This is a genomic window from Streptococcus sp. Marseille-Q7087 (assembly GCF_965111935.1).
In genome coordinates this window covers 927729-953666 of sequence record NZ_CBCOPJ010000001.1, presented here as the reverse complement: position 1 = coordinate 953666, position 25938 = coordinate 927729, and the positions used below count along the sequence as shown (strand labels likewise).

Sequence of the window (25938 nt, the reverse complement as noted above, 5' to 3'; positions counted from 1 at the left end):
GAGCTAACCATGGAATTTGAAGAGAAGACGATTAGTCGAAAAGAAATCTATAAAGGTCCTATTTTCCAATTGGTTCAAGACCAGGTTGAACTGCCTTCAGGAAAAGGGACGGCTCAACGCGATTTGATTTTCCATAACGATGCAGTATGTGTTCTTGCAGTTACTCAAGAAAACAAAATTGTCTTAGTGAAGCAATATCGCAAGGCGATTGAAAAAGTTTCTTACGAAATACCTGCTGGAAAATTAGAAGTCGGCGAAAATGCAGATCCAGAAGCAGCAGCTCTTCGTGAATTAGAAGAAGAAGCTGCCTATACAGGTGATTTGACTCTTTTATATGATTTCTATTCAGCTATTGGATTTTGTAATGAAAGATTGAAACTGTACTTGGCAAGCAACCTATCCAAAGTCGAAAATCCACGTCCACAAGATGAAGATGAAACTTTAGAATTACTAGAAGTTAGCCTTGAACAAGCAAAACAACTCATCCAGTCTGGAGATATTTGTGATGCCAAAACTATCATGGCCATCCAGTACTGGGAATTACAAGAAAAATAGTGGAGGAACCCATGGGAAAACCTTTATTAACAGACGAAATGATTGAACGCGCTAATCGTGGTGAAGACATCTCTGGTCCCACTTTAGTAGATGATCAAGAGACAAAGATACTTTCTACTTCATCTCAACATTATAGAGCTTCAAGTTCAAGTGACCATGGATTTAGTCAGGATACTTTAATGATTGAGGTTGAACCTCAAATCCATAAGAGTCGTCGAATCGAAAATACCAAGAGAAATGTCTTTAACTCTAAATTGAATAAGATTCTATTTGCTGTTATCCTTCTCTTGATTTTGCTAGTTTTAGCAATGAGATTTATTTAATGGGGGATGTCATGAAAATCGGTATTATTGCAGCGATGCCAGAAGAACTTGCCTACCTGATTCAACACTTGGAGAATGCCAGTGAAGAAATGGTATTGGGCAATACTTATCACACTGGAAGAATTGGGGCTGTTGAGCTTGTATTAGTCGAAAGTGGTATTGGAAAAGTCATGGCTGCCATGAGTGTCGCAATCTTAGCTGATCACTTTAAAGTGGATGCTGTCATCAATACAGGATCGGCCGGTGCTCTTGCTGAAGGTATCTCAGTAGGAGATGTCGTGATTGCTGAAAAACTAGCTTATCATGATGTTGATGTGACTGCTTTTGGTTATGAATACGGTCAAATGGCCCAACAACCACTTTACTTTGAATCAGACAAAAAGTTTGTTACTTTGATTCAGGAGAGCTTATCTAAACTTGATCAAAATTGGCATTTAGGTTTGATTGCGACTGGAGACAGTTTTGTAGCTGGTGATGATAAGATTGCGGTGATTAAAGAGCATTTTCCTCAGGTTCTTGCAGTCGAGATGGAAGGGGCAGCTATTGCTCAGGCAGCAAATGCCTTGAAACTACCATTCTTGGTTGTTCGTGCCATGAGTGATAATGCCAACCACGAAGCTTCTATTTCTTTTGATGAATTTATCGTAGAAGCAGGTCGTCGCTCTGCTCAAGCACTCTTGACACTCTTGGAATCAATTCATGATTAAAATAAAAAGAACACTGCTTGGTGTTCTTTTTTTGTAAAATAAGCTTGTCCAAGTTCGAGTTATTTTCCGTCTTTTTTGATATAATAGAAACATTGATTTGAAGAATAGGAAGAGAAAATGAACCCTTTATTAAACGGTATGAATGACCGCCAAGCAGAAGCGGTACAGACTACAGAAGGTCCACTGCTAATCATGGCAGGGGCTGGTTCTGGTAAAACACGAGTTTTGACCCATCGTATTGCTTACTTGATTGATGAAAAGATGGTCAATCCATGGAATATCCTTGCAATTACCTTTACCAATAAGGCCGCTCGTGAAATGAAGGAGCGTGCCTATGGTTTAAATCCAGCTACTCAGGATTGTTTGATTGCGACCTTTCACTCTATGTGTGTTCGTATCTTACGTCGTGACGCAGATCATATTGGCTATAATCGCAATTTTACTATCATCGATCCAGGTGAGCAACGAACCCTGATGAAGCGCATTTTAAAACAATTAAACTTAGATCCTAAAAAATGGAATGAACGCTCTATTTTAGGAACTATTTCTAATGCTAAGAATGACCTGATTGATGATGTGGCTTATGCTGCTCAAGCTGGAGATTTGTATACTGATATTGTGGCTAAATGTTATACTGCATACCAAAAGGAACTTCGTCAATCTGAATCTGTAGACTTTGATGATTTGATCATGTTGACGCTGCGACTTTTTGATCAGAATCCAGATGTCTTGACATACTACCAGCAAAAGTTCCAGTACATCCATGTTGATGAGTACCAAGATACCAACCATGCCCAGTATCAACTCGTTAAACTTTTAGCTTCACGCTTCAAAAATATCTGTGTGGTTGGGGATGCAGACCAGTCTATCTATGGTTGGCGTGGCGCTGATATGCAGAATATCCTTGATTTTGAGAAGGATTATCCAGATGCTAAGGTAGTCTTGTTAGAGGAAAATTATCGTTCCACTAAAACAATCCTACAAGCTGCCAACGATGTTATCAAAAATAATAAAAACCGTCGTCCTAAGAACCTTTGGACTCAAAATGCAGATGGGGAACAAATTGTCTACTATCGTGCCAATGACGAACAAGATGAGGCTGTTTTTGTAGCCAAAACCATCGATGAACTTGGTCGAAGTCAAAACTTCCTACACAAAGACTTTGCAGTCCTTTATCGTACTAATGCCCAGTCACGTACTATTGAGGAAGCTCTGCTCAAGTCTAATATTCCTTATACCATGGTTGGTGGGACAAAATTCTACAGCCGTAAGGAAATCCGTGATATCATTGCTTACCTCAATCTCATTGCCAACCTAAGTGATAATATCAGTTTTGAGCGTATCATCAATGAACCAAAGCGTGGAATTGGCCCAGGTACTGTTGAGAAGATTCGTGATTTTGCTAATTTGCAAGAAATGTCCATGCTGGATGCTTCAGCCAATATCATGTTATCAGGAATTAAAGGTAAGGCAGCCCAGTCTATTTGGGACTTTGCAAATATGATTCTGGATTTGAGGGAGCAATTGGACCAATTAACAATTACAGAGTTGGTTGAGGCTGTCCTTGAAAAAACAGGTTACGTTGATATTCTAAATGCACAAGCAACCTTGGAAAGTAAGGCTCGGGTTGAAAATATCGAGGAATTCTTATCTGTTACCAAAAACTTTGATGACAATCCTGAAAGCCAAGAAGAGGAAACAGGACTAGATAAACTGAGTCGTTTCCTGAATGATCTTGCCTTAATTGCAGATACGGACTCAGGCAGTCAGGAGACGTCAGAAGTAACCTTAATGACCTTACACGCTGCCAAAGGACTCGAGTTTCCAGTTGTCTTTATTATTGGTATGGAGGAGAATGTATTTCCTCTTAGTCGTGCCTCTGAAGATCCTGATGAATTGGAAGAAGAACGTCGTTTGGCCTATGTAGGTATCACGCGCGCTGAGAAGATTCTCTATCTGACTAACGCAAACTCTCGCTTACTTTTCGGACGTACAAGTTACAATCGTCCGACCCGTTTTATCAACGAGATTAGTTCAGATTTGTTGACCTATCAAGGTTTGGCTCGTCCAGCTAATACAAGTTTTAAAGCATCATACAGTAGTGGTGGTACTACATTTGGGCAAGGAGTGAGTCTGGCTCAGTCTCTTCAAGAACGAAAACGGAATACTGCGCCTACATCGATCCAATCAAGTGGTTTACCATTTGGACAATTTGCATCTACTAGTAAATCTTCTTCTAGTGAGACAAATTGGTCTATCGGTGATATTGCCCTTCATAAAAAATGGGGTCAAGGGACTGTCCTTGAAGTATCAGGTAGTGGAGCTACCCAGGAACTAAAAATCAACTTCCCAGAAGTCGGTTTGAAAAAACTTTTGGCTAGTGTAGCACCGATTGAGAAGAAGTAAGTTATCTAAATGAATAAGATTCCCTTATCACAAGACTGTGATAATTTACAAGTTTTTAACAAATAGCTTTTTAAACTTCACTATCTTAAAAAATAGTGTATAATTGAGACTGTTTTTGAAAGGAGAAAAAATGACTGAAAAACAAATGAAAACTTTGGGTTGGATTGCAACCTTTATGTCTGTAATGATGTATGTCTCTTATATTCCTCAAATTATGAATAACCTTGCTGGTCAAAAAGGGAATTTTATCCAACCAGCAGTAGCTGCACTTAACTGCAGTCTTTGGGTTTACTACGGTCTCTTTAAAAAAGAACGTGATATTCCTTTGGCAGCAGCTAATGCACCAGGTATCGTTTTTGGGATTATCACAGCTTTGACAGCTTTATTCTAAAAATAAAAAGCAACTAGCAGAATGTTCTGCTGGTTGCTTTTATTTGTTTACAAAATATATTTCTCAATAGCGCGTGCAACACCATCTTCATCATTGCTGGCAGTTACGGCATCCGCGAGAGATTTGACGTGGTCGCTAGCGTTTCCCATGGCAATCCCAAGACCAGCAAACTCTAACATCTCAATATCGTTATTTGCATCACCCATTGCCATGATTTCAGAAGGTTGGATATCTAAAATCTCAGCCAAACGAGAAAGGGCAGAAGCTTTAGTTGTACCGAGTGGCATTGCTTCATAGATAACAGGTTGAGAACGAACACCGCTAAATCTCTGACAAAGTTCATCCGCAAATCGTTGTTCAAAATCATCTGTTTGTTCTTTTGTACCTAAGAACATGCCTTGGAACATACGGTACTTACCGCTAGTGGCTTCCTCAAGGGAGATTTCAGTCAGGTCAGCAAAGACAAGTGTCGCATCATATTGAACGATAGGATTTGGTTTGCCTCCGAGAACGAAGTAGTGTTCCTCGTCAAAGAGAGTCAACTGAACCTCGCTCTTTTCAGCAAGGTCATTCAGGTATTCAATATCAGATTTGCTAAGTTCTCGCCAGTCAACAAGGCCCCAGTCACTGGTTTGGTGGGTAGAACAACCATTATTGACGATGACATATTCATTCTGTAAATCAAGACCGAGTTTTTTGTAATAGGGAAGAACTCCAAAGAGAGGACGACCAGTACATAGAACTAGTTTGACGCCCTTTTCGATAGCCTTATGAACGGCATCAATATGAGCCTGAGGGATTTCCTTGGCTTCGTTGAGCAGAGTTCCGTCCATATCCAGAGCAAGTAGTTTAATCATAGTAGTTCCTTTTCACGAGTTTTGCTTATATTATAGCATATTTTGAGGCAAATAATTCTAAAGCTAAGTGAAATGCCATTTCTATTTAGGTTTTTAGTAGATAGATAACAAAAATATGATATACTAAATTAGTAATATATTTAATGTTGTACTGATAATGGATAAAAAAGCAGAGGACTTGGCATGAAAAAAAGAGTAGTACAGATTTTACTAGCCTTGTTGGTAATCATTTATAGAAAGACATGGTTTTGGTGGATTTTTAATCATTTTGCAGGTAGACTTGTGCCTGCTAGTAGAGAATTTTTTCAAATTCTTTCTTTTTTAGAGTTTAGCGTTACTTTTCTAGCTATTCTTTATTTACTAGTATTCGAAGGTAGAAGAATTCTTGAGTTGAAGTGGAAATGGAGATATCCAGTTTATTTGCTTCTTGCTTATGGAGTCAATCATCTTTCAGGTATTGTGTTTTCCTTTTTAACCCCAGCAACGTCCAATCAAATGGCTTTAAATGAATTAGTTGAGATGACAGGGAGACAAGAGTTACTATATTTATTGCTTATTACTTGTCTGCTAGGACCAATTACAGAAGAATTGGTTTATCGAGGAGTTCTGATGAATACATTTTTGAAAGATTCACCTTGGTATGGAGATGTTTTACTATCAGCCTGTGTCTTTGGCTATGTGCATGTTTCTGATGGTATAACACCACTTGCCTTTTTCACCTATGCAAGCGGAGGAGCGATTGTAGCATTCCTCTACCGAAAAACTCACTCTCTCTATTATCCCATTTTACTTCACATCATGATCAACATTGCTGCATTTTGGGAATTATGGGTACTCTTGTTTTCTGGTAGGTAAATACTAAAAAGTCGGAGTTTATTCCGACTTTTTTGATATGGGACAGGTTAAAATTAGGGCTTTATATCAATCTGTTTTGACTTAAAAAATGATATAATAAAAGGTAATGACAAAAACAAATGAGGCAGATATGAAACTACTGTATACCGATACTCGGACTTCTTTAACAGAAATCCTAACCAAGGAGGCTCAAGGACTAGTTGACCAAGGTAAACGAGTCTTTTATATCGCCCCTAACTCTCTTTCTTTTGAAAAGGAACGTGCCGTGCTGGAGTGCTTGAGTCAGCAGGCTTCTTTTGCGATCACAGTCACGCGCTTTGCTCAAATGGCTCGTTATCTGGTTTTAAACGATATACCAGCGAAGTCTAGTCTCGATGATATCGGTCTTGGTATGGCTTTCTATAAATGTTTGTCTGAGATAGACGCTAAGGATTTACGTGTTTACGGAGCTATTAAGCAAGATCCGCAATTTATCCAACAACTGATTGAGATTTATCACGAAATGACAACTGCGAAGATGAGCTTTTTGGATTTAGAAAGTCTATCTGACGCTGATAAACGTTCTGATTTACTCTTGATTTTTGAAAAGGTAACAGCTTATCTGAATCAAGGTCAAGTTTCGCAAGGGAGTCAATTATCCTATCTGATCAATGCTATAGAAGAAAACAAAGTAAGTAGTGATTTTAGCCAGATTGCCTTAGTTATTGATGGTTTTACTCGTTTCTCTTCAGAAGAAGAACACCTAGTGGATCTACTTTATCGTAAGGGTGTTGAGATTGTTATTGGTGTATATGCGTCTAAGAAATCTTATACTAGCCCATTTAGTGAAGGGAACCTCTACCAAGCCAGTGTTGAGTTTCTACGCCATTTAGCTTTTAAATATCAGACCAAGGCAGAAAATGCATGTCAAGAACACGGAAATCTTGATGCCTTTGCTAAAGCATCAAAACTTCTCGAAAGTGCCTATGATTATTCCGAAATTAGTTTAGATGTGAATGACGAAGATAGAAAGGACTTTCAAATCTGGTCTTGTCTAACACAAAAAGAAGAGGTGGAGTTAGTTGCTCGTAGTATTCGCCAGAAATTGCATCAAGATTCAGAACTTAGTTATAAGAATTTTCGAATCCTGCTAGGAGATGTAGAGTCTTATAAACTGTCTTTGCAGACAATATTTAATCAATACCAGATTCCATTTTATCTGGGCAAGAGTGAGTCCATGGCTCATCATCCTTTGACTCAATTTGTAGAATCCATTGGACGTTTGAAACGATACAATTTCCGTCAAGAAGATTTGATTAATCTCTTACGAACTAACTTGTATACGGACCTTAGTCAAGAGGAAATTGATAGCCTTGAACAATATCTCCGCTATCTGGGGATTGATGGTCTTTCTAATTTTAAACAAGAGTTTACAAAGTCACATCACGGAAAGTTTGATCTAGAAAAATTAAATGAACTTCGACTTCGTATCATTACACCTTTAGAAAATTTACTAGGAAGTCGCAAGCAAAAGGCTGAAAATATTCTTGCAAAATGGAACAACTTTTTGAAGGAAGCTCATTTGACCAAGCAGTTACAAGTCTTAACAGAAACATTGGAGGTATCTGAACAAGAAAGACAAGAAGAAGTCTGGAAGGCTTTTTGCCATGTTATGGAGCAATTTGCAACCGTATTTGAAGGTTCACTGGTTAATTTAGATGATTTCTTATCTTTACTTCATTCTGGGATGTCCTTGACGAACTATCGCACAATACCAGCAACGGTAGATACGGTTCTGGTGCAAAGTTATGATTTGATTTCACCTTTGACTTCTGATTACATCTATGCACTTGGCTTAACCCAGGATCATCTACCTAAAATCACCCAAAATACTAGTCTTTTGAGCGATGAAGAAAGGGAAGTACTGAACCAAGCAACCCAAGAAGGTTCTCAATTACTGATTGCAAGTCAAGAAAACCTTAAGAAAAACCGCTATACCATGCTTTCTTTGGTCAATTCTGCCCGTAAACAGTTAGTCTTGTCAGCACCAAGTTTGTTCAATGAAGACGAGAGTGAAGAGTCCATTTATTTGAAGGAATTGCAAAACTTAGGTTTTACCAAGATCGAAAAAAGAATCGACAGAAAAAATCTATCGAAAGATGATATTGGTTCTTATCACAGTCTTTTGTCTAGTCTTGTTGCCTATCATCAGCAAGGTGAGAGTGAGACAAGTGACCAAGACTTAACTTTTATAAAAGTTCTGGCTCGTGTCATGGGGAAAAAGTTGGAAGACCAAGGTTTAGAAAATCCAGTCCTGCCTACAAGTCCTCGCAGTAAGACTTTAGCTGCAGATACTTTAGATGCCTTGTATCCTCAAAATCAAGATTTTTATCTATCAACATCTGGTCTAACAGAATTCTATCGAAATGAATACAGCTATTACCTTCGGTATGTATTGGGCCTACAGGAAGAATTGCGTTTGAAACCTGACGCTAGAAGTCACGGGAATTTCTTGCATCGTATTTTTGAACGTGCGATGAAACTTCCTGCTGATACATCTTTTGATCGCCGTTTAGAACAGGCCATCTCTGAAACTAGTCAAGAAAGAGAGTTTCAAGCTATTTATCAAGAAAGTTTAGAATCTCAATTTGCTAAGGAAGTTCTCTTAGATGTGGCACGTGCTACTGGACATATTCTTCGTCACAATGCTGATGTCGAAACAATTCAAGAGGAGGCTGTTTTTGGTGGCAAGGAACAAGCTTTTGTACAGTTAGATAATGGTCGTAATGTCTATATTCGTGGGAAGGTTGACCGAATTGACCGTTTGAAAACTTCTGATGCTATCGGTGTTGTAGATTATAAGTCTTCTTTGACTCAGTTCAAGTTTCCTCTCTTTTATAACGGTCTTAATTCGCAATTGCCGACTTATCTTGCCGCCCTCAAGCAAGAAGGGAATAGAGACTTCTTTGGTGCCATGTATTTAGAGATGGCTGAACCGATTCAGTCATTACAAACTGCTAAAACTCTTTCAAAGGCAGTAACAGAAACCAATAAGAGCATGAAATACCAAGGTTTCTTTCTCGAAAAAGAGATGCAACACCTCGGAGAGTTTTACAATAAAAACAAGACGTATCAGTTATCTGATGAAGAATTCCAATTATTACTAGACTATAATGCCCTTATCTACAAAAAGGCAGCAGAGAAGATTTTATCTGGTCAATTTGCTATCAATCCATATACAGAAAATGGTAGAAGCATTGCGCCCTATGTCCAACAATATCAATCTATTACAGGTTTTGAAGCTAATTATCATCTAGGTCAGGCTAGATTGTTAGATAAGGTAGCTAAGAGCAATGACAAGGAAGCATGGTTTAATAAAATCAGAGAGGAGTTGGAGCGATGAAATTTTTATCTCAAGAAGAGATTAAAGAGTTACAAATAGCAGAAGCTCAGTCTAACAAGAAACCTAAGAAAACGGCTGAACAAATTCAAGCGATCTATAGTTCTGGTCAAAATATTCTAGTCTCAGCTTCTGCTGGTTCAGGGAAAACCTTTGTCATGGCTGAACGGATTCTTGACCAACTAGCGCGTGGTGTAGAAATTCGCCAACTCTTTATCTCAACCTTTACCGTTAAGGCAGCAACCGAGTTAAAAGAACGCTTGGAGAAGAAAATCAGCCAACAGATCCAAGAAACGCAAGATGTGGAACTAAAAAAACATCTTGGTAGACAATTAGCCGATTTACCCAATTCTGCTATTGGAACCATGGACTCTTTTACCCAGAAGTTCCTGGCTAAGCACGGCTACCTCCTTGATCTTGCCCCAAACTTTCGTATCCTTCAGAACGAAAGTGAACAACTTCTCTTAAAAAATGAGGTTTTTCGACAAGTTTTTGAACAGCACTACCAAGGCAAGGATAAAGACAATTTTAGTCGATTGGTCAAAAACTTTGCAGGTAGAAGCAAAGACGCGCGTGGACTACGTAAACAGGTCTATATGATTTATGACTTTTTGCAATCCACTAGCAATCCTCAGGCTTGGCTAGAGGAATCTTTCCTAAAAGGTTTTGAAAAGACTGATTTTACAGTTGCTAAAGAAAACACTGTAGACGATATAAAGGAGAAACTCTGGGATTTAGAAAGCTTTTTCCGTTACCATTTGGATAATGATGCCAAGGAATTTGGTAAAGCAGCTTATTTAGAGTCTGTCCAACAAGTTCTTGATGAAATCGGAGCTTTAACCAACGAATCTACTTTTGAACAATACCAAGAAGTTTTAGAGCGAGTTGTAAATATTTCTAAAGCTAAGAATGGTAAAGCTCTCACAAATGCCAGTCGCAAGGCCGAACTGCAAGACTTGAAAGAAGCTTACAACCAAGAGAGAAAAGCAAAATTTGAAAAGCTGATTGCACTCAATGATCAAATCACTTTACTAAAATTCCAAGAAGATTATCATCAAGATTCTTGGGACTTGGCAAAGACATTTCAAGTCTTCATGAGAGATTTTGTTGATGCTTATCGACAACGAAAACGCGAAGAAAATGCCTTCGAATTTGCTGATATTAGCCACTATACCATTGAGATTTTGGAAAACTTCCCTCAGGTTCGACAAGAGTATCAGGAACGCTTCCATGAAGTCATGGTCGATGAATATCAGGATACCAATCACATCCAGGAAAGAATGCTAGAACTCCTCTCAAACGGTCATAATCGTTTTATGGTGGGTGACATTAAGCAGTCTATTTATCGTTTTAGACAGGCAGATCCCCAAATTTTCAACGAAAAATTTCATAGATTTGCTCAAGATGACAAAGAAGGTCAGTTAATTCTGCTTAAGGAAAACTTCCGGAGCGGTTCAGAGGTTCTTGATGCTACGAACGATGTCTTTAAACACCTCATGGACGAGGAAGTTGGAGAGATATCTTATGACGGTATGCACCAGCTTGTTTTTGGAAATACTGATATTCAATCAAATCCAGAAAACAAGGCAGAAGTTCTCTTGTATGATAAGGCTGATGATGGCGATTCTGATGATGAGGAGGAACTTGCAACTAACAAACTGACTGGTGAAATGCGGATGGTGCTTAAGGAGATAATTCACCTTCATAATGATAAGGGTGTACCTTTCAAGGACATGGCTCTCTTAACTGCCAGCAGAAGTCGTAATGATCAAGTTCTACTAGCATTGTCAGAGTATGGTATCCCTGTCAAGACAGACGGTGCTCAAGCAAACTATTTGCAATCCCTAGAAGTGCAGGTTATGTTGGATACTCTTCGTGTCATCCATAATCCTCTGCAAGACTTTGCTTTGGTTGCTCTAATGAAATCTCCGATGTTTAGCTTCGATGAGGATGAATTGGCTCGTCTCGCTCTCCAAAAATCTGAGGATAAAGTTCAAGAGAACTTTTATGAGAAACTAGTCAATGCTCAAGCGAAAACTAGTATTCATAAGGATTTAATTAAGTCTGAACTTCATAAAAAATTAGAATTTTTCATGGAAACAGTCCATTCATGGCGCTTTTATTCTAAAACACATTCTCTTTATGACCTCATTTGGAAAATCTATAGCGACCGCTTTTACTATGACTATGTCGGTGCCTTGCCAAATGGACAGGCCAGACAGGCAAATCTCTATGCCCTTGCTTTAAGAGCAGATCAGTTTGAAAAGAGTAATTTCAAGGGATTATCTCGCTTTATTCGAATGATTGACCAAGTCTTGGAAGCCCAGCATGATCTTGCCAATGTCGCTGTAGCACCACCCAAGGATGCTGTAGAACTTATGAGTATTCATAAAAGTAAGGGTCTTGAATTTCCTTATGTCTTTATCCTTAATATTGATCAGCAATTTAACAAGCAAGATTCCATGGCTGAGGTTATCCTGAGTCGAAGAAATGGCCTTGGTCTCAAGTATGTTGCTAGAGTTGCTACAAATGCCAAAGAGGAATATGTTCCATCTACCATTAAATTATCTATTCCAAGCTTGACATATACTCAAAATGAGGAAGAACTCCAATTAGCAAGTTATTCTGAACTCATGCGTTTGCTCTATGTAGCCATGACACGTGCTGAGAAGAAACTCTATCTAGTCGGAAAAGGATCACGTGAAAAATTAGAGTCTAAAGAATATCCGACAAATGGAAAAGGTCTTTTGACGAAAGAAACTAGACTAGATGCTCAAAATTTCCAGGATTGGATTTGGGCAATCTATCAAGCATTTTCTAAAGAGGATTTACACTTTAGTGTGCGCTTTGAAGGTGAAGAAGACCTAACCAAAGAAGCTATGGGAGAATTGGAACATAAAAGTCAACTTCAAGACCTATCCCAAGCAGACAACCGCCAGTCAGAAACCATCAAAGATGCGTTGGAAATGCTAAAAGAAGTGGAAGTGTATAACGAAATCCACCGTGCAGCAATCAATCTTCCAAGTGTTCAGACACCGAGTCAGATTAAAAAGTTCTATGAACCGGTCATGGATATGGAAGGAGTCGTAGTAGCTGGTCAAAGTAAACCAAAAGATCCTACTGTTCAGTTTGAGCTTCCAGATTTTTCAAAAACTGAAAAAGTTACAGGGACTGAGATTGGAAGTGCAACTCACGAACTCATGCAACGAATTAATCTCGATAAGAAACCTACTTTAGAGACTTTGACAGAGGCTTTAGAGCAAGTGCAAGCAAGCTCTGCTGTTAAAGATAAAGTTAATCTTAAAAAAATCTTGTCTTTCTTTGATACAGCTCTTGGTCAAGAGATTCTTGCAAATCAGGACAAGCTTTATCGTGAACAACCCTTCTCTATGTTAAAAAGAGACGAGAAGAGTCAGGAAGACTTTGTTGTCCGTGGTATTTTAGATGGTTATTTGCTTTATGACGATAAGATTGTTCTATTTGACTATAAGACCGACAGATACGAGTTTTCAAGTCAACTTATTGAACGTTACCGTGGTCAGTTAGAACTATATGCCGAGGCTCTATCTCGTTCTTATCAGATAGACAGAATTGAGAAACATCTAATTTTACTTGGCAAGGATACTGTAGAAGTAGTCGAGGTTAACTAACCTATTAAAACTATTGCCTTTTTGGCAGTAGTTTTTATTTGTTTTCAGTTATGGTATACTAGTTTCAGAAAAGGATGTAAAAGAATTTATGCCAAAAGAAATCGATATTGAATACTATCATCAATTAGCACTACAAAAACAAAAGGAACACAGAAAATTTCTAGGAAACCTAAAGAAAAAAGCTCCTAAAAATTTGGATAAGATTGCTCTAGAGATTCACCAAGAAGTGTTTGAAGAGATTGATTGTACAGCTTGTGCTAACTGTTGTAAAACTCTTGGTCCCGACTTTAAAGAAGCTGATATCACACGCATTGCTAAGTATTTTAAGATGAAACTTCCTGCCTTCGAAGCCGAATTCTTACAAGTTGATGAAGATGGAGATAAGGTTTTTAAATCTATGCCTTGTCCATTTCTAGGTGGCGATAATCTATGTTCTATATACGATGTTCGTCCCAAGGCTTGTCGAGAATTTCCTCATACTGACCGAAAAAAGATTTATCAAATCAATAATCTGACTATCAAAAACACTTTAACCTGCCCTGCGGCCTATCTCTTCGTTGAGAAATTAAGAGAAAAAATAGAGTAAATTTCCTCTTTTATAATAAATTTTATCCTCAAGTAGACTTGCTGTTTGAGGACTTTTTGTATATTTATTAACCTTGATTATTTTTACTTGCTAGATAAAACCTGTCCTTATCTTAAAATTTCTTTAACTTTTTCTTGAAGAAAACTGATATAAGTTATCTTTAAGCGATATTCTGTATAGTTATACTATTACTAAGAAAGGAGTGCCGGTATGAACTATATAGTAATTCCAGCTTATCAACCTGATAATAAACTTATCAAACTCATCGAAAAAATCCATGAAAAGAGTGATTTTCATATTCTAGTTATCGACGACGGCAGTTCATCAAAGTGTCAAAAATTTTTGATAAAGCTGAGCAATATGCTACGATACTCCGTCACCAAGTGAATCAAGGGAAAGGGCAAGCACTAAAAACTGCCTTCCAATTTATCAAAGAACAAAATAGTTATGGAACAGTAGTCACAGCAGACGCAGATGGTCAACATAAGATTTGGGATATTTTCCGTACGGCTAACAAAGCTTCTGAAAATCCTAACAAACTAATCTTGGGTGTGCGTGCCTTCACAGGTAAAGTCCCCCTCCGTAGCCGTTTTGGGAATAGCTTGACAAAAGCACTCTTTAAATTACAAACAGGAGTAGGAGTGACAGATACACAAACAGGACTTCGCGCTTTTACAACAAATCTCATTTCTTTCATGTTGAAAATAGAAGGTCAACGTTATGAATACGAAATGAACATGCTTCTGGAAGCAAGCAGAGAATATGAAATCTTAGAAGTGCCAATCGAAACGGTCTATATTAATGATAATGAGGGCTCACACTTCCGACCAATAAAAGATGGTCTCATGATTTATAAGAATATCTTTAAATTCGCCTTGTCATCTCTTAGTAGCTTTGTTGTTGATTATATCGTCTATGCTCTAGCGATTTTATTTTTACCAACAGTTCTAACTGGTATACGAATTTTTCTTGCTAACGGTATCGCTCGTGTGACTAGCTCAATTTTCAACTATTCAACCAATAAAAAATTAGTTTTTAAGAATGAGGATAGTCTTGTAAAAACAGGAATGGGATACTTTGGGCTAGCACTTGGACTCTTTATTCTTGATACGCTACTTATTCGTCTATTCTATGCAGTATTTGGAATGAATCTCTTAATTGTTAAGATAATTGTTGGAATTCTTCTCTTTGCTGTTTCTTGGACCATTCAGAAGAAATTCATTTTTAAGGAAAGGACATCAACTGTACTATGAAATTTTTAAAGAAACGATATGCTTATGCTTCGGTTGTCGGATTACTTTTGACAGGATCCTTTAGCTACTCTATGTTGAAGACTTTTGTTCTTGCTGAGACTATTTCGACAGTAGCAACAACTAGCACTAGTACAAATACTGCGATGGCAAGTCAGGCAGCAAAAACAGCAACAGTAACAGACTCAAGTTATAAGGACGATAATATCTCCGTAAATTTGTCTGAAACGACAGTTAATAGCACGCAAGTCTACCTTGCAGATGTTACAGTAAGCTCATCAGATTATCTGAAAACAGCATTCGCCCAAAATGCCTTTGGGACCAACGTAACTGCAAAAACTTCTGAAACCGCTGCTGCTAACAATGCTATTCTAGCGGTCAACGGAGATTACTACGGAGCTAACTCTACAGGATATGTTATCCGTAATGGAGTCGTCTATCGTGATACTGTCCGTGAAAATTCTAATAATGGTGATTTAGCCATTTATAAAGATGGTTCTTTCAAGATTATTTACGAAGATCAAATTTCAGCTGACCAACTAGTTAAAGATGGGGTTGTCAATCTTTTGGCTTTTGGCCCAGCTTTGGTAGAAAATGGTGAAATAGCAGTAGGAAAAAACCAAGAAGTTGGACAAGCTATGGCTTCGAATCCACGTACAGCTATTGGTATTATCGATGAAAACCACTACATTATTGTAGTTTCTGACGGACGTACTTCTGAAAGTGAAGGACTCTCTCTTTACCAGCTAGCTGAAGTTATGAAATCCTATGGTGTAAAAACGACCTACAATCTTGATGGTGGTGGATCATCTACGCTTTACTTCAACGGTCAGGTTATTAACAAGCCAACGACTGGAGGAAACAAAATTTCAGAAAGGGCGGTGAGTGATATTGTCTACATCGGTTATTAATCCTAACAAAAAACTCTTTAAAAAAACTGTCATCTCTTATACACTAATTACGCTTTTCTTCTTTGCTTTTTCTAGAATTTATGAAGCATTTAGTTTTGGAGAGACATCACTTCATATGCATTACTTGTTCGTTGTACCTCTGGTTGGTGGGATAATACTAGCAATCTTGCTCAAATCTCTTCCGTATTTTTCAAGAATTAGCCTTAATTTATGGAATTCGGCAGTAGCTATTGTTACAACAGGGACACTATTCCGAGGTATTGTCAATCTATCTGGTCGTTCAACCACGCTTGATGCACCATATTGGTATGTAGGTATTAGTTTTGCAATCATAGCTATTCTATCTATATTTATAAATCCGCTTCTAACTAATAAAAGTACCAAAGTAATAGAAGGTTAATTATTAGAATAAAATAAGTAGTCGTTCAGATATTGTTCGACTACTTTTTGTTGACTTTTATTTCTAAATTGTTTTAACAATATTACAACTTTCTTTCTTCTTAATTATTCTACTTTTATCTTTAATAGAATATTGTATAATATAATGGATAATTGCTGTTTTTTAAACATTATGTATCAAAAACAAATACATCATTTATATAATGATAAGGAGAATACAATGAAAAGGATTTTACTGGCAAGTACAGTTGCTCTCTCGATTGCTGGCTTTGCAAAATCTACTGTTTATGCCGAGGATTCACAAACTAGAAATAAAGCTCAAACTTCAGAACAGGTTGTACCTAATGATATTGGAAAAGAAGATCAAAAACAATCAATAAGCCAAGATAAGGATAGAAACCAAAATTCAAAAGAAGATCTAAACAAAGAATCTTCGCAAATTACGCCGAAGAAAGAAACACCTGAAAATAAGGAAAAAACAACAACTGAAACAAAAGTTGAGGAAGTTAATAAAGATGGCTGGCAAAAAGAAAATGGCCAATGGCGTTATTATGAGAATAAAAAGGCTGTCACAAATTGGAAAAAAATAGCAGGTCGCTGGTACTATTTTAACCAGGATGGTGTGATGCTTAGTGATACTGTTTATGATGACTACCTCTTAAGTAAAAGTGGTGCTATGGTTGAGGATTCTTGGGTTAAAATTGACAACCAATGGTATTATGCCACTGAGGACGGGAAAGTTACTCGTAATAATTGGAAAAAGATAGCTGGTGTTTGGTATCGATTCGATGAAAATGGTATCATGATTAGCAATGCTGTTTACGATAATTATCTATTCAAAGCAAGTGGTGTCTTAGCTGAAAATAGCTGGGTAAAAATTGGTGATAAATGGTACTACGGTAATCAAGAAGGAAAAATCAATCGTGACAAGTGGGCAAAGATTGATGGCCTATGGTATCGATTTGATGAATCTGGTGTCATGCTAAGTGCTACTATTTATAAAGACTATCTTCTCAAGACTAGTGGAGCTATGGCGGAAAATGCCTGGGCAAAACTCGAAGATAAGTGGTATTATGCTACTGATTCAGGAAAAGCTATCCGCGATAAATGGGAAAAAATCAATGGTTCATGGTACTCTTTTCATAAAGATGGTGACATGTTAAGTAGCCAATGGAAAGAGAAATATTATCTAAAAGATAGTGGGGCCATGGCTCAAAGTGAATGGTTCTTTGATAAGAAGTACGATAGTTGGTTCTACTTAAAATCTGATGGTGCTTATGCTGAAAACCAATGGCAAGGCTCTTACTATCTCAAATCTTATGGTTATATGGCCAAGAATGAGTGGATTTTTGATAAAAGTTATAACGCCTGGTATTATCTCAAAGAAGATGGGGCATATGTAACTGGTAATTTCACCATTAACGGTAAAGACTATTCTTTTCAAAGCAATGGAAAATGGATTTCCGATACAGCAGCATACTATAAAGTAAAACCAATTACAGCAAATGTATATAGTGCTTCTGGTGAAAAACTCAGCTATATTTCGCAAGGAAGTATTGTATCGATTGATGGATCCGAGACCAAAGACGGTCGACTTCCAGTCAAAATTTCAGGTCTTTCAGGATATATGAACAAGAGTGATCTAGTAGCGGTTAGCTCAGATAGTGACTTCATTCCTCACTATGCATCTGATGGTAATTATCTTTATCATGAATTATCACCATACGCAAGTATCCGTGTAGCCCCTCATAGTTCATCAATGGCTATTGGTAAAAAATATTATTCAGCTGATGGTATTAACTTTGAAAACTTTACAGTTGAAAATCCTTTCTTATTCAGGGATTTAAGAAAACCAACTAATTACACAGCTGAAGAATTAGATAAAGTATATTCTCTTATGAATATCAAAGGAAGTCGTTTGGCAGGTAAGGGAGCTATCTTTAAAGAAGCTGAAGAACGCTATCAAATAAATGCACTCTACCTTATAGCTCACAGCGCTCTAGAAAGCGCATGGGGACGTAGTCAGATTGCTAAGGATAAAAATAACTTCTTTGGTATCGCTGCTTATGATACAACACCATATGATTCAGCTAAAAGCTTTGACGATGTTGATAAGGGTATCTTAGGTGCAGCCAAGTGGATTCGCGAAAATTACATTGATAATGGGAGAACACACCTAGGAAATAAATCATCAGGTATGAATGTCCTTTATGCTTCAGATCCATATTGGGGAGAAAAAATTGCAAGCATTATGATGACAATCAATAGTAAACTTGGTGAAAAAGATTAAATATTTTAAAATCGATAACTATAAACAGTTATCGATTTTTTATTGTTAATCAGAAATATAAAAAAGAATTTACTCATTAAAAGTAAATCCTCTTTAAGTTCCTAATTTATATTAATCTTTTTTGACTTATGCAAGAATGCTACTAGGACGATTGATGAAATTAGAGTTACAGCTCCAATGATTGTAATCAATGTTCCTTTACTTTCACCTGTATTTGGAAGCCCTGGCTTGTCTTCCTTAGTTGTTGTTTCGGAAGTTGATGAAGGAGTTGTAGTTGCTTCAGTAGTAGTTACCGAAGTTGTAGGAGCTTCTGTCGTTGTAGGAGCTTCTGTCGTTGTAGGAGCTTCTGTCGTTGTAGGAGCTTCTGTCGTTGTAGGAGCTTCTGTTGTTGTAGGAGCTTCTGTTGTTGTAGGAGCTTCTGTTGTTGTAGGAGCTTCTGTCGTTGTAGGAGCTTCTGTCGTTGTAGGAGCTTCTGTTGTTGTAGGAGCTTCTGTCGTTGTAGGAGCTTCTGTCGTTGTAGGAGCTTCTGTCGTTGTAGGAGCTTCTGTCGTTGTAGGAGCTTCTGTCGTTGTAGGAGCTTCTGTCGTTGTAGGAGCTTCTGTTGTTGTAGGAGCTTCTGTTGTTGTAGGAGCTTCTGTCGTTGTAGGAGCTTCTGTCGTTGTAGGAGCTTCTGTTGTTGTAGGAGCTTCTGTCGTTGTAGGAGCTTCTGTTGTTGTAGGAGCTTCTGTTGTTGTAGGAGCTTCTGTTGTTGTAGGAGCTTCTGTTGTTGTAGGAGCTTCTGTCGTTGTAGGAGCTTCTGTTGTTGTAGGAGCTTCTGTCGTTGTAGGAGCTTCTGTCGTTGTAGGAGCTTCTGTTGTTGTAGGAGCTTCTGTTGTTGTAGGAGCTTCTGTTGTTGTAGGAGCTTCTGTCGTTGTAGGAGCTTCTGTTGTTGTAGGAGCTTCTGTTGTTGTAGGAGCTTCTGTTGTTGTAGGAGCTTCTGTCGTTGTAGGAGCTTCTGTCGTTGTAGGAGCTTCTGTCGTTGTAGGAGCTTCTGTTGTTGTAGGAGCTTCTGTTGTTGTAGGAGCTTCTGTTGTTGTAGGAGCTTCTGTTGTTGTAGTTGTAGAAGTCGTAGTTGTTTCAGTAGTAGTTGTTATAGTTGAAGTCTGATCGCCATCCACACCACCGTTTGCGTTAATATTAGCTACCGAAGCGTTCACTACCTTGGCAATAACTGCTTGTTCACCTTTGACTTGATACCATACTTTAGTATTGTTCAAGAATTTCTTTTGATTTTCATTCTCTACTTTAGTTTGGTAGAAAATAAGAACGCCGGTCTTGTTGATAAGGTCTTTAGGAATCGTAACTACAAATTTTCCTGAAGCATCCACTGTAAATGTTGATCCAGGGAACGCTGCTTTGAAATCTTCAATCGCTGTAGCGCCAGAATAGTAGCCAGGTTTGTTTCCTGTTGTTGTAATTTTAAAGCTGTCTGGCACTAATTTGTGTCCGCCTTGAACTTCGTCTTCGACACGAACGTCGCCGTCCACTTCTAAGTTCATTGCATTGATGGTTAATACCCAAAGAATGTGTTCAGGATCGTCAGCGTGCATATCACCTGCTTTGAGATAGAATGGAGCGCTATTAACACCAGTAGCCATTTTTTTAACGTTTAAATCTACGGTCTTAACTCCACTGATAATAGTAAATTTACCAACATGTTCTTTATCAGTTGCTGTATTGTTATGACCTTCAATCTCAAATTCACCCCAACCACGGATGTTTTGAAGGTTTTTGATAGCTTCATTGAAAGTAACAGTTGCAGAGCCATCAGTAATGACCATGTCTCCAACGTAAGTTCCGTCAATACTTAGAGGAATAGTCTTTTTAAAACCAACCCCAAAGACTGTACCAGAACTAGTCCAATTAACTTTTAATGTATCACCTGGTTGGATTTTTTGTACGTGTTCGTCAAATGTAAATTTAACAGATGTTTGTCCTCCATCTGTAATTTCATTTGATGAAACAGTCAGCGAACTAATGTTGTTACTGACATCTCCAGCTTTTACCACATCAGATTGCGAAAATACTATGAATAATAATGGTAAAAATACAAGAAAGAAGACTTTTGCAAGTCTACTTAGATTATTTTTTTTCATCTTCTTCTCCTATTTGTCTCCAAATTTTCACATATATTTGTATGTTATTACCAAAACTTACAAATATATGCATAACTTTATAGGTTACTTTTTCAAGACAACACTATTAAAAACACACCTCCTACTAGTCAATTATCAAAAAAATATCCTATAAAGTGAATTGTATCACAAATAAATAAAATTTCAAACAATTAACTGTTTTAAGTATAAAATAATATTAAATTCACTGAAAAAATTAAAACATTTATTTTAACAATGTTTGTAGAAAATGATTCATTAATTTGGAAAAGAAAAAGGACTATTTTTGTTAAATAGTCCTTTTAGATAATCAATCAACTTTTATTTTATCTTACTTTTATTTTTTTCCTTTATTTCGAAAAAATGCAATGGCAACGATTGATGAAATTAGAGTTACAGCTCCAATGATTGTAATCAATGTTCCTTTACTTTCACCTGTATTTGGAAGCCCTGGCTTGTCTTCCTTAGTTGTTGTTTCGGAAGTTGATGAAGGAGTTGTAGTTGCTTCAGTAGTAGTTACCGAAGTTGTAGGAGCTTCTGTCGTTGTAGGAGCTTCTGTCGTTGTAGGAGCTTCTGTCGTTGTAGGAGCTTCTGTTGTTGTAGGAGCTTCTGTTGTTGTAGGAGCTTCTGTTGTTGTAGGAGCTTCTGTCGTTGTAGGAGCTTCTGTCGTTGTAGGAGCTTCTGTTGTTGTAGGAGCTTCTGTCGTTGTAGGAGCTTCTGTCGTTGTAGGAGCTTCTGTTGTTGTAGGAGCTTCTGTCGTTGTAGGAGCTTCTGTCGTTGTAGGAGCTTCTGTCGTTGTAGGAGCTTCTGTTGTTGTAGGAGCTTCTGTTGTTGTAGGAGCTTCTGTCGTTGTAGGAGCTTCTGTCGTTGTAGGAGCTTCTGTTGTTGTAGGAGCTTCTGTCGTTGTAGGAGCTTCTGTTGTTGTAGGAGCTTCTGTTGTTGTAGGAGCTTCTGTTGTTGTAGGAGCTTCTGTTGTTGTAGGAGCTTCTGTCGTTGTAGGAGCTTCTGTTGTTGTAGGAGCTTCTGTCGTTGTAGGAGCTTCTGTCGTTGTAGGAGCTTCTGTCGTTGTAGGAGCTTCTGTCGTTGTAGGAGCTTCTGTTGTTGTAGGAGCTTCTGTTGTTGTAGGAGCTTCTGTCGTTGTAGGAGCTTCTGTTGTTGTAGGAGCTTCTGTTGTTGTAGGAGCTTCTGTTGTTGTAGGAGCTTCTGTCGTTGTAGGAGCTTCTGTCGTTGTAGGAGCTTCTGTTGTTGTAGGAGCTTCTGTTGTTGTAGGAGCTTCTGTTGTTGTAGGAGCTTCTGTTGTTGTAGGAGCTTCTGTTGTTGTAGTTGTAGAAGTCGTAGTTGCTTCAGTAGTAGTGGTTTCTTCTTTCGGATTCACGATTGTTTTTGTAACTGCGTGATCTGTTCCAAAATCTTCAACATTAACTACAGTATCAGCGTCTTTAATAACGTGACCAGAAGGAGCTTCAATTTCAGTTAAGATATACTTATCTTTTAACAATTTGTTAACTGCAATGTTACCATTTTCATCTGACTCAAACTCACCAATAACTTGATTATTTGCTTGACGAACAACTCTAAACTTAGCACCTTTAAGAGGTTGATTTGCATCATCTACTTTATGAATATTGATTGAGTACACATAACCAACACCAGCACCACCAGCAATTTGAACTGCAGCAATGTTAGTTACATCTTTGCTCTCAATCTCTTTACCTTTAAGAGTTGCCTCGTTTTTCAAAAGTTCACCATCTATAGGTTCATAATTCAATTGTACTTTATAATCGATACGGTATTGATCTTGATCAGTAATATCACCTAAATCAATAACAAATGATTGTCCATCTTCACTGATTGTTATCTTGTGTTGATCAGTTACGTCGACGCGATTAGAGAATACCCACTCACCAGTTTCGTAAGAAAACTTACCTTTGATAACTTTGATACTATCTTTTACATAGGATGCATTAGTAAATCTCAAGTGATCTTCAATTGTTACACCCTTGATATTTTGTTTGTTACGATTGACAGAAATTGTGTATTGAACTTCTTTATGATTTCCACTATTAACCCAGCTAGTCTTTGTTAAAAGTCTTGGGTTGCCGTCTCCGATACCTGTAAATGAAACTTTACCAGCAACTTTTGTTTCTTTGTTAATGGTGATTTCTACCGGTACCTCACCTTTTTGTGGGTGTTTTTTGAAATCTATACGAGCATAGAAGAAGAAATTTCCACTTGTATCTGAGTGTTTTTCAACATAATCTGTATAGGTAATTGTAATGGATTTATTATCTGGGTTTACATCAGCGTTCGCAATGATTTCATTTGTATTGATATCACGAATCTTAAACGAAGTTGAAGTAATCATTAAAGCATCCGGAACTGTAACGACAGTTGAATCTCCAGCTTTAACATTCTTCCCAGATAAATCATAATCGGCATTAATTCGGAAGGTTGCCCACTGTTGCAAGTCCCAGTTGAGGTCTCCGCCTTCATTATTTGATACTTTAACATTTTTGATTGTATCTACGAATTTTCCAGATACTGAAACCTCAGGAGTTTCAGCAAAAGTTTTATTAAAACTAAAAACGAAAATAGTTGTCAGAACGCAAATCAAAAATGAGAAAATACTAAATTTTTTCTTATTACTCATTATAATCTTCCCTCTTATAAATAATAATAAATTTAAAAGTTAAGAAATTGTATTTTCTAACTTTAAGCAATAGTTGATTAAATATCTTGTAGTTTAATTTTATAGACTTTTTTAACACTCCTCCTTCTAGTCTAGAACTAAAAATTCCTACATAGTGAATTATAGCACAAAATAATATTAACAGCAAATTTAAATATGTGAAATGGAAGTTGAGTATATATTTTTTTAAGAAATTTTTAAATAATTTCTATAGCTTTAAAAGTTGATATTCGTTTAACAAAAACTTATTTTATGTAATCATTGCTAATTGCAATAGCTATTTGTCTATAGATATGCAATTATGCTATAATATTTTAAATGTATTTTTAGAAAGGAAAATTTCTAAATTGTATTATAAATTTTTACTTTTCGACCTAGATCACACACTACTCGATTTTGATGCTGGTGAGGATATAGCTCTGACGCAACTCTTAGAAGAAGAAGGAGTAGAGGATATCCAAGCGTACAAGAATTATTATGTACCTATGAACAAATTACTTTGGAAGGACTTGGAGCTAAAAAAGATTACAAAAAAAGAATTGGTCAATACACGTTTTGCAAAATTGTTTGCTCATTTTGGTATTGAAAAAGATGGGGCCTACTTAGCAGGGCGCTACCAGTTTTTCCTATCGAAACAGGGGCAGACTTTCCCAGGTGTAGAAGATTTATTAAAAAAATTGATAAGAAAGGGCTATGAACTCTATGGTGCTACAAATGGAATTACCTTTATTCAGACAGGACGTTTGGAACAATCTGGTATTGCACCATTTTTCAAGGAAATCTTCATTTCAGAGCAACTCCATACCCAAAAACCAGATGCAGCATTTTATGAGAAAATTGGAGCTCGAATCCCTAACTTTGATAAAGATCATGCCCTTATGATTGGCGACTCCTTATCAGCTGATATTCAGGGGGGGAATAATGCTGGCATCGATACTATCTGGTACAATCCTCATCATCTGGAAAATATGACCCAAGCTCATCCAACTTATGAAGTCGACTCTTATCAGGCTTTGCTAGAAATCTTAGATAAATTGTAAAAAGTGGTTTAGATAGCCACTTTTTGCTATAATAGAGGCAGTATAAATGAAGGAGCGGTAGCAGTAAATGATGTCTAGGCCAATTCTTTCTCTTTATGAACCGTTGTATTCACTAAAGGAAGTTGATCAAAATATCTGGATAGTAGATGGTGATTTGATTCAAATGGACGTGAAGATCTTCAAACTTCCTTTTCAGACACGTATGACGGTGGTTAAGTTAAATGATGGCAAACTTTGGATTCACTCTCCGATTGCGCCAAATGAGGGACTGTTTACTGAACTGGACGCTTTGGGCAAAGTCGCTTACCTGATTTCACCAAATAAGATTCACTACGCCTATATTTCAGATTGGAGAAAAAGATATCCTCATGCACAAGCATGGTCTAGTCCAGGAGTTGAAGAGAGAGCGAAAAGTCAGAATGTCAAGGTAAAATTTGATGCTCCTTTAACAGATATGGCTCCCGACCTATGGTCTGATGAGATTGAACAGCTTATTTTTAAGGGAAGTTCTGTCATCGAAGAGGTGGTGTTTTTTCATAAATCAACTAAAACACTTATTTTAACAGACCTTATAGAGAATTTTGAACCTGAAAAAATAGCTAGTCCAATTCGCAGAAGATTCTATCGTTTAGCTCGTGTAACAGCTCCTGATGGTCAAACTCCTATTGACTATCGGATGACTTTTATAGGAAGGCAAAGGGAAGCAAAGGTTTCCTTTGCCCGTATGTTAAACTGGAAACCGGATAAGATCATTCTTGCACATGGTTTATGCTTTTTTAAAAATGGTACGGATGAATTAAGACGTGCCTTTAGATGGATACGATAAAGGAGTTGGCGATGCAACACTCATCTTGGCATGCTTTGATTAAGGAGCAATTACCTGAAGGTTATTTTGGGAAAATCAATCAATTTATGGAACAGGTCTATGCTCAGGGAACTGTTTATCCACCTAAGGAGAAGGTTTTTCAGGCTCTCTTGACAACACCGCTTGAAGAAGTGAAGGTGGTGATTCTAGGGCAAGACCCCTATCATGGGCCAGATCAAGCGCAGGGTTTGAGTTTTTCTGTACCCGATGCTATCCCAGCGCCGCCGTCCTTGCAAAATATCTTGAAAGAATTGTCGGATGACATCGGAGCTAAGAAGTCCCATGATTTAACGTCTTGGGCTGAGCAAGGTGTCTTACTTCTCAATGCTTGCTTGACGGTTCCTGCTGGGCAGGCCAATGGTCATGCTGGGCAGATATGGGAGCCTTTTACTGATGCCGTGATTCGGGTTGTCAATGATCTAGATAGGTCAGTGGTCTTTGTACTCTGGGGAGCATATGCACGTAAAAAGAAGGCCTTGGTTACCAACCCTCACCACTTGATTATCGAATCAGCCCATCCAAGTCCTCTTTCTGTTTACAGAGGATTTTGGGGTTCCAAGCCTTTTTCTAAGGCCAATGCATTTTTAAAAGAGACAGGACAAGAGCCAATCGAATGGCTTAGATAAGGAGAG

The 25938-nt window shown here is 37.7% G+C and carries 18 protein-coding genes and 1 pseudogene; 16 read left to right on the top strand and 3 right to left on the bottom strand.

Annotated elements, in window-relative coordinates; all coding sequences use genetic code 11:
* Window positions 1–9 precede the first annotated feature (9 nt).
* From ACWPVF_RS04935 to ACWPVF_RS04915, 5 genes are all read left to right on the top strand, one after another.
* Entirely contained in the window at window positions 10–555 is a 546-nt protein-coding gene (locus ACWPVF_RS04935; protein WP_454385028.1) for an NUDIX hydrolase, read from the top strand.
* Window positions 556–566: 11 nt separating this feature from the next.
* The gene (gene macP / locus ACWPVF_RS04930) at window positions 567–878 is read left to right on the top strand and encodes a cell wall synthase accessory phosphoprotein MacP (RefSeq protein ID WP_414307395.1); all 312 of its coding nucleotides are present in this window, start codon (window positions 567–569) and stop codon (window positions 876–878) included.
* Between the two features lie 11 nt (window positions 879–889).
* On the top strand, window positions 890–1585 hold the full coding sequence (locus tag ACWPVF_RS04925; protein WP_414307394.1) for a 5'-methylthioadenosine/adenosylhomocysteine nucleosidase: 696 nt from the start codon (window positions 890–892) through the stop codon (window positions 1583–1585).
* 117 nt (window positions 1586–1702) lie between these two features.
* Window positions 1703–3991 carry a DNA helicase PcrA gene (gene pcrA / locus ACWPVF_RS04920; protein WP_454385025.1) on the top strand — a complete coding sequence of 763 codons (2289 nt, stop codon included), beginning with the start codon at window positions 1703–1705 and terminating at the stop codon, window positions 3989–3991.
* A 130-nt stretch (window positions 3992–4121) separates the two neighbouring features.
* Window positions 4122–4382: a SemiSWEET family transporter gene (locus tag ACWPVF_RS04915; RefSeq protein ID WP_454385023.1), complete on the top strand. Its 261-nt coding sequence runs from the start codon at window positions 4122–4124 to the stop codon at window positions 4380–4382.
* A 47-nt stretch (window positions 4383–4429) separates the two neighbouring features.
* Here the strand turns inward: ACWPVF_RS04915 and ACWPVF_RS04910 are convergent, their stop codons facing one another.
* On the bottom strand, window positions 4430–5239 hold the full coding sequence (locus ACWPVF_RS04910) for a Cof-type HAD-IIB family hydrolase (protein ID WP_414307392.1): 810 nt from the start codon (window positions 5237–5239) through the stop codon (window positions 4430–4432).
* A 183-nt stretch (window positions 5240–5422) separates the two neighbouring features.
* Between ACWPVF_RS04910 and ACWPVF_RS04905 the strand changes: the two genes are divergently transcribed.
* The 8 genes and pseudogenes from ACWPVF_RS04905 to ACWPVF_RS04870 all read left to right on the top strand — a co-directional run bounded on the left by ACWPVF_RS04905 (window position 5423) and on the right by ACWPVF_RS04870 (window position 18559).
* Complete coding sequence (locus ACWPVF_RS04905; protein ID WP_414307391.1) at window positions 5423–6094, top strand: CPBP family intramembrane glutamic endopeptidase; 672 nt, start codon at window positions 5423–5425, stop codon at window positions 6092–6094.
* A gap of 130 nt (window positions 6095–6224) precedes the next feature.
* A complete protein-coding gene (rexB, locus tag ACWPVF_RS04900) occupies window positions 6225–9476 on the top strand; it encodes an ATP-dependent nuclease subunit B (RefSeq protein ID WP_454385797.1) in 3252 nt (1083 codons plus the stop codon).
* Window positions 9473–13123, top strand: coding sequence for a helicase-exonuclease AddAB subunit AddA (gene addA, locus ACWPVF_RS04895; RefSeq protein ID WP_414307390.1), 3651 nt, complete (start codon window positions 9473–9475; stop codon window positions 13121–13123). The genes rexB and addA overlap by 4 nt, the downstream gene beginning before the upstream one ends.
* Window positions 13124–13211: 88 nt before the next feature.
* Entirely contained in the window at window positions 13212–13709 is a 498-nt protein-coding gene (locus tag ACWPVF_RS04890; protein ID WP_006150658.1) for a YkgJ family cysteine cluster protein, read from the top strand.
* Between the two features lie 210 nt (window positions 13710–13919).
* Window positions 13920–14962 (top strand): annotated as a pseudogene (locus ACWPVF_RS04885) (glycosyltransferase).
* Window positions 14959–15870 carry a phosphodiester glycosidase family protein gene (locus ACWPVF_RS04880; RefSeq protein WP_454385020.1) on the top strand — a complete coding sequence of 304 codons (912 nt, stop codon included), beginning with the start codon at window positions 14959–14961 and terminating at the stop codon, window positions 15868–15870. Before ACWPVF_RS04885 ends, ACWPVF_RS04880 begins: the two are co-directional and overlap by 4 nt.
* Window positions 15845–16270 (top strand): hypothetical protein, encoded by a 426-nt coding sequence (locus ACWPVF_RS04875; RefSeq protein ID WP_414307387.1) that lies wholly within the window; start codon window positions 15845–15847, stop codon window positions 16268–16270. The genes ACWPVF_RS04880 and ACWPVF_RS04875 overlap by 26 nt, the downstream gene beginning before the upstream one ends.
* Before the next feature lie 219 nt (window positions 16271–16489).
* Window positions 16490–18559: a glucosaminidase domain-containing protein gene (locus ACWPVF_RS04870; RefSeq protein WP_414307386.1), complete on the top strand. Its 2070-nt coding sequence runs from the start codon at window positions 16490–16492 to the stop codon at window positions 18557–18559.
* 101 nt (window positions 18560–18660) lie between these two features.
* Here ACWPVF_RS04870 and ACWPVF_RS04865 read toward each other — a convergent pair whose 3' ends face one another.
* Complete coding sequence (locus ACWPVF_RS04865; RefSeq protein WP_454385017.1) at window positions 18661–20694, bottom strand: collagen binding domain-containing protein; 2034 nt, start codon at window positions 20692–20694, stop codon at window positions 18661–18663.
* 355 nt (window positions 20695–21049) lie between these two features.
* A complete protein-coding gene (locus ACWPVF_RS04860) occupies window positions 21050–23362 on the bottom strand; it encodes an Ig-like domain-containing protein (protein ID WP_454385015.1) in 2313 nt (770 codons plus the stop codon).
* Window positions 23363–23748: 386 nt separating this feature from the next.
* Between ACWPVF_RS04860 and ACWPVF_RS04855 the strand changes: the two genes are divergently transcribed.
* From ACWPVF_RS04855 to ACWPVF_RS04845, 3 genes are all read left to right on the top strand, one after another.
* Complete coding sequence (locus tag ACWPVF_RS04855) at window positions 23749–24441, top strand: YjjG family noncanonical pyrimidine nucleotidase (RefSeq protein ID WP_414307683.1); 693 nt, start codon at window positions 23749–23751, stop codon at window positions 24439–24441.
* A gap of 70 nt (window positions 24442–24511) precedes the next feature.
* The gene (locus tag ACWPVF_RS04850) at window positions 24512–25267 is read left to right on the top strand and encodes a DUF4336 domain-containing protein (RefSeq protein WP_045616188.1); all 756 of its coding nucleotides are present in this window, start codon (window positions 24512–24514) and stop codon (window positions 25265–25267) included.
* 11 nt (window positions 25268–25278) lie between these two features.
* Window positions 25279–25932 (top strand): uracil-DNA glycosylase, encoded by a 654-nt coding sequence (locus ACWPVF_RS04845; RefSeq protein ID WP_414307930.1) that lies wholly within the window; start codon window positions 25279–25281, stop codon window positions 25930–25932.
* Window positions 25933–25938 lie beyond the last annotated feature (6 nt).